This is a genomic window from Methylobacterium sp. WL18 (assembly GCF_008040015.1).
Taxonomy (GTDB): domain Bacteria; phylum Pseudomonadota; class Alphaproteobacteria; order Rhizobiales; family Beijerinckiaceae; genus Methylobacterium; species Methylobacterium mesophilicum.
This window is the reverse complement of the sequence record NZ_VRVD01000370.1, coordinates 1-4715: the sequence shown is the minus strand read 5'-3', so window position 1 is coordinate 4715 and position 4715 is coordinate 1. Positions and strand designations below refer to the sequence as shown.

3 protein-coding genes and 2 pseudogenes are annotated in these 4715 nt (G+C 70.9%); 3 read left to right on the top strand and 2 right to left on the bottom strand.

Going from position 1 to position 4715, the window contains the following annotated elements; translation table 11 throughout:
• Positions 1–365 (top strand): annotated as a pseudogene (locus FV228_RS20790) (hypothetical protein); the annotation flags it as partial.
• A 21-nt stretch (positions 366–386) separates the two neighbouring features.
• Here the strand turns inward: FV228_RS20790 and FV228_RS20785 are convergent.
• The gene (locus FV228_RS20785; RefSeq protein WP_147856352.1) at positions 387–2243 is read right to left on the bottom strand and encodes a glycoside hydrolase family 15 protein; all 1857 of its coding nucleotides are present in this window, start codon (positions 2241–2243) and stop codon (positions 387–389) included.
• A gap of 131 nt (positions 2244–2374) precedes the next feature.
• Positions 2375–3619 (bottom strand): acyl-CoA dehydrogenase family protein, encoded by a 1245-nt coding sequence (locus FV228_RS20780; RefSeq protein WP_147856351.1) that lies wholly within the window; start codon positions 3617–3619, stop codon positions 2375–2377.
• Positions 3620–3748: 129 nt separating this feature from the next.
• Here FV228_RS20780 and FV228_RS20775 point away from each other — a divergent pair, with 129 nt between their 5' ends.
• Both FV228_RS20775 and FV228_RS20770 read left to right on the top strand, forming a co-directional pair.
• The gene (locus FV228_RS20775; protein WP_187277839.1) at positions 3749–4504 is read left to right on the top strand and encodes a response regulator; all 756 of its coding nucleotides are present in this window, start codon (positions 3749–3751) and stop codon (positions 4502–4504) included.
• Positions 4501–4715, top strand: a pseudogene (locus FV228_RS20770) (two-component sensor histidine kinase); the annotation flags it as partial. The gene FV228_RS20775 and the pseudogene FV228_RS20770, both read left to right, overlap by 4 nt.

Genomic DNA, 4715 nt, shown 5'->3' with positions numbered 1-4715 from the left:
GCGCTCCAGGCGGCGTCCGCAGCTTCGGCATCGCGGCGGCGAGCGCCGGCGAAGCCGTCGTGGAGGCGATCGCCGCCCCGGCCGAGATGCCCAATCAGGCCCCGGTCGAGCCCGCGATCGCTGCGCGTGCGGATGGCGCGCCGGCCATGGCCGAACCGCTCAACCCGGTCGGCGCGATCCTCGACGCGCTGCCCGAACAGATCCTGGCCTGGTACCGCACGGAGCCGAAGGAGGAGGATCCGGAGGTCCAGGCCGCCATGCAGGAGGTCCTCGACGGGCTCGGCGCCGACCTGCTGGACCAGTTCCGCGCCAGTCGCAGCGCCCCGGATACCGCATCCGACGCGGCCATCAAGATCGCAGCCTGACCGGCGGGGCCGGCGGTCGGTCTATTCGGCCGCCCGTTGCGCGATGGGGTCTACGAGGCCGAAGCGTTCGATGCTGTCCTCCAGCCGCAGGGCCGCGTTGATCAGAGCCATGTGGGAGAAGCCCTGCGGCGTGTTCCCGCGCTGCGCGCCGGTAGCCGGGTCGATCTCCTCGGCGAACAGGCCGACATCGTTCCCGCGGGCGATCAGCCGCTCGAACGCCGCCTTGGCCTCGCGGGTCCGTCCATCCAGGGCCAGGCACCCGACCCGCCAGAACGCGCAGGCCGTGAAGGTGCCCTCGTCGCCCTTCAGCCCGTCATCCATGCGGTAGCGGTAGATCAGGTCGCCGTCGCCCAACTCGCGTTCGATCGCCGCCAGCGTCGAGCGGGTGCGCGGGTCGCTCGGATCCAGCGCGCCGAACAGAGCGACCCGCAGCACCGCCGCGTCGAGGTGGTGCGAGTCGTAGGCCCCGGTATAGGCCTGCTTCTCCGGGTTCCAGCCCTTGTCGTGGTATTCCGCCCGGATCTCGGCGGCGATCCGCTCCCATTCGGCGATCTTCTCCGCGGGGACGCCTTCGATGTTGCGGCCGATCCGGGCCGCGTCGGTGAGCGCGACCCAGATCATCGCCTTGGTGTGGACCTGCTGGCGCGGTCCGGTCCGCAATTCCCAGATGCCATTATCGGCGTCGTGGCGATGGCGGATCGCCCGGGCGGTGAGGTTGTCGAGCACCTCGGGCAGGCGGTCGTTCACCTTCTCGGGCGGATCGTAATCGACAGCCTCCAGGAACACGCACAGCGCCCGCAGCAGTTCGCCGTAGATGTCGTGCTGGTCCTGGGCCTCGGCCAGGTTGCCGATCACGACCGGGCCGACGCCGCCCCAGCCGGCCAGGTGGTCCAGCACTTCCTCGGCCGGCATGCCGTCGCTGATGCCGTACATCAGCTTGGTGTCGCGCCCGTAGGAGCCGTCGCGCTCGCGCAGGAAGCGCAGGAATTCGGAGGCTTCGCGCACGTAGCCCAGCATCACGAAGGCCGTCACCGTGAAGGCGGCGTCGCGCATCCAGGTGAAGCGGTAATCGTAGTTGCGGTCCCCCGGCACCGCCTCCGGCAACCCCGCGGTGGCCGCCGCCACGATGCCGCCCGAGGGCGAGTAGGTCAGCAACTTCAGGCACAGGGCCGAGCGCATCACCGCGTCCCGGTAGGCGCCGCGGTAGCTGCTGCGGGCGCTCCAGCGGCGCCAATACTCGGTGGTGGATTCCAGGCGGCGCTGGGCCCCGGCGAAATCCTCGATGCAGGCGTCTTCCTGGTCCTCGCCATGGGTCAGGACCAGGTAGGCGGTCTCGCCCTTGGCGAGGTCGAACAGGACCTCGGACGCGTCGCCCTCCAGCTGCGGCTCCGGGAAGGCGTTGACGCGCAGGCGCCAATCCCCGGCCTCGAACAGCACGGACCGGCCCTCGACGATCGGCGTGCAGGGGCGGCGCGCGTAGTCGAAGGTCGGCCGCACCACGAACCGGCCGGCGACCCGCCCGCTCTCGCAGGTGAGCAGCCGGATCAGCCGGCTCTCGCCCTCGCCGTCGGGCCCCTCATCGGGCTCGGGGCTCGGCGGGTTCACCGGCATCACGTCGATCAGCCGGGCGCGCCCGGTCGCCGTGGTGAAGGTGGTCTCCAGGATGTTGGTGTCGGGCACGTACCGGCGTGCGGTCTCCGTGAGCCCGTCGAAGGCGAGGCTGCACGCGCCGCCTTTGTCGTCGTCCAGGAGTCTCAGGAACAGAGCCGGCGAATCATGGCGCGGCCAGCACAGCCAGTCGATCGAGCCGTCCCGCGCGATCAACGCGCAGGAATGGGTGTCGCCGATGAGGGCGTAATCGCTGATGGGCTTGGACACAGGGCTTCCGAAAGGCGGTCGCGCCGCCGGTGCGGCATGGGACGAACCTATCGTGAGTTAGCCAGACCGCCTCGGGCGGGGAGTCCCGCTCGACGATTCGCCGCACGGGTCCGCGGCCGCGGAGCGGCCGATCACCCCTTGGGCCGCGGCAGCATCCGGTCGCTGATGATCCGCCGCTGGATCTCGCTGGTGCCCTCGAAGATCGTGGTCAGGCGCGCGTCGCGCCAGTAGCGCTCGACCCGCCGCTCGGTGGTGTAGCCGTTGCCGCCGTGCAGCTGCATCGCCTGGTTCGTCACGCGCACCGCCATCTCGGTCGCCAGAAGCTTCACCATGGCGGATTCACTCTCGGCGGCCTCGCCCTGGTCGAGCAGGTGGGCGACCTGCTGCCAGAACGCCCGCGCCTGGGCGACCTCCGCGGCCATGTCGGCGAGCGCGAAGCGCAGAGCCTGGAAATCGCCGATCGGGTGGCCGAACTGGACCCGCTCCTGGAGGTAGGCCTGGGTATCCTCCACCGCCGCGCGCGCCACGCCGACGGCGCGGGCCGCCGTGTGGACCCGGGCGATGTTGAGGCCGCGCTGGACCGAGGCGAAGCCGCCGGAATCCGCGTCGGCCCCCTGGTCGCCGTAGAGGCCGGTGAGCCGATCGCTCTCGGGCACGCGCACGCCATCGAGGGCGAGCTCGAAGGTCTGGAAGCCGTGATAGCCGATCTTGTCGATCACCCGGCCGGTCACCCCGGGCGGGAAGCTGTCGCGCTCCTTCACCACCAGGAACGGCTCCAGGCCGGCCGAGCGGGACTCGCCGGGCTCCGGGTCGCGGGTGCGGGCCAGGACCTCGATGAAGTCGGCGCCCTTGGCGAAGCCCGCCCAGCGCTTGGTGCCGGTGATCACCCAGGTGTCGCCGTCCCGCACCGCGCGGGTCTGCACGCCCGCCAGATCCGAGCCGGCATTGGGCTCCGACAGGGAGATCGAGCCGATCCAGCGGCCCCGGGCCGAGCGGCGCAAAAGATCCGCCCGGCGCTCGGGATCGAGGGTCTGGGTGCCGAGGCCTTGGCCCCGGGCCAGGATGCTGCCCACCGACAGCCAGGCCCGGGCCAACTCCTCCGAGACGAGGCAATATTCGAAGACCCCGAGACCGAGGCCGCCCTGCGCCTCGGGTATCGTGATGCCGAACCAGCCCTTCTCGGCCATGGCCTCGATGAGCCCGCGGGGCATCTCGGCCTTCTGCGGATCGAGCTCGTCGGCGAGCGGGAGGACGACGTCGTGCGCGAAGGCGCGCGCCTCGGCCTGGAGCGCGGCTCGGGCCGGATCGTGCCAGGGCGAGACCAGTTCGGGCGGCTTCGGGGCGATCGGATCAGGCTTGCGCGCCATCGTGCTCATGCTTTCCCCCGGCTTCCACCCGCCGCTGCATTCATGGCCACGCGGCACGGCAAAGCTGGAAACACGCGCTTACAAAATGGTTCCCGCAGCCATCTTCGAATAATCGCCGCGTCGGCGCATAATAACCTGATGACGCTCGCCGATCCGCTCGCCGAATCCTTCGCGATGAACGCACCCGCTACCCCCCACATCCTCGTGGTCGAGGACGATCGCGAAATCTCGGCCCTGGTCGCCCGCTACCTGCGCGGCAACGATTGCCGCGTCACGCTCGCGGGCGACGGCACGGAGATGGACCGGGCGCTGGCGGAGGCGCGGATCGACCTGATCGTGCTCGATCTGATGCTGCCGGGCGAGGACGGCATGAGCCTGTGCCGCCGCCTGCGCAGCGCCTCGCAGATCCCGATCCTGATGCTGACCGCGAAGTCCGAGGAGGTCGACCGCATCCTCGGCTTGGAACTCGGGGCCGACGACTACCTGGCCAAGCCGTTCAATCCGCGCGAGCTGCTCGCCCGGATCCGGGCGATCCTGCGCCGGGTGGCTGCCGAGGCACCCGACCCGGACGAGCGCCGCCGCCTGCACTTCTCCGGATGGACGCTGGACGTGTCGCTCCGGCAGGTGCTGTCGCCGGAAGGCGCCCGCATCGCCATGACGGGCGCGGAGTTCGAGCTGCTGCACGCGCTCTGCCTGCGGCCGGGCCGCGTCCTGTCGCGCGACCAGCTGCTCGACCTGACCCAGGGCCGCACCGCCGGGCCGTTCGAGCGCAGCATCGACGTGCTGATCTCGCGCATCCGCCAGAAGATCGAGCGGGATACGCGCAATCCCGAATTCATCCGCACGATCCGCTCGGGCGGATACCTGTTCACCCCCGAAGTGACCCGGTCATGAGCGCGTTCCGATCCTTGCGCGCCCGTCTGCGCCCGCAGAGCATCGCGGGGCAGATCGCCCTGCTGGTCGTGGCCGGGATCGCGGTGGCCCACATGGTCGCCACCGCGGCGTTCCTGCTCCTGCACGAGCCGCAGAACCCGGACACGCTGCCGGGCGTCGCGGCGGGCCGGCTCTCCACGCTGGTGCGGCTCCTCGACGAGGCGGACCCGGC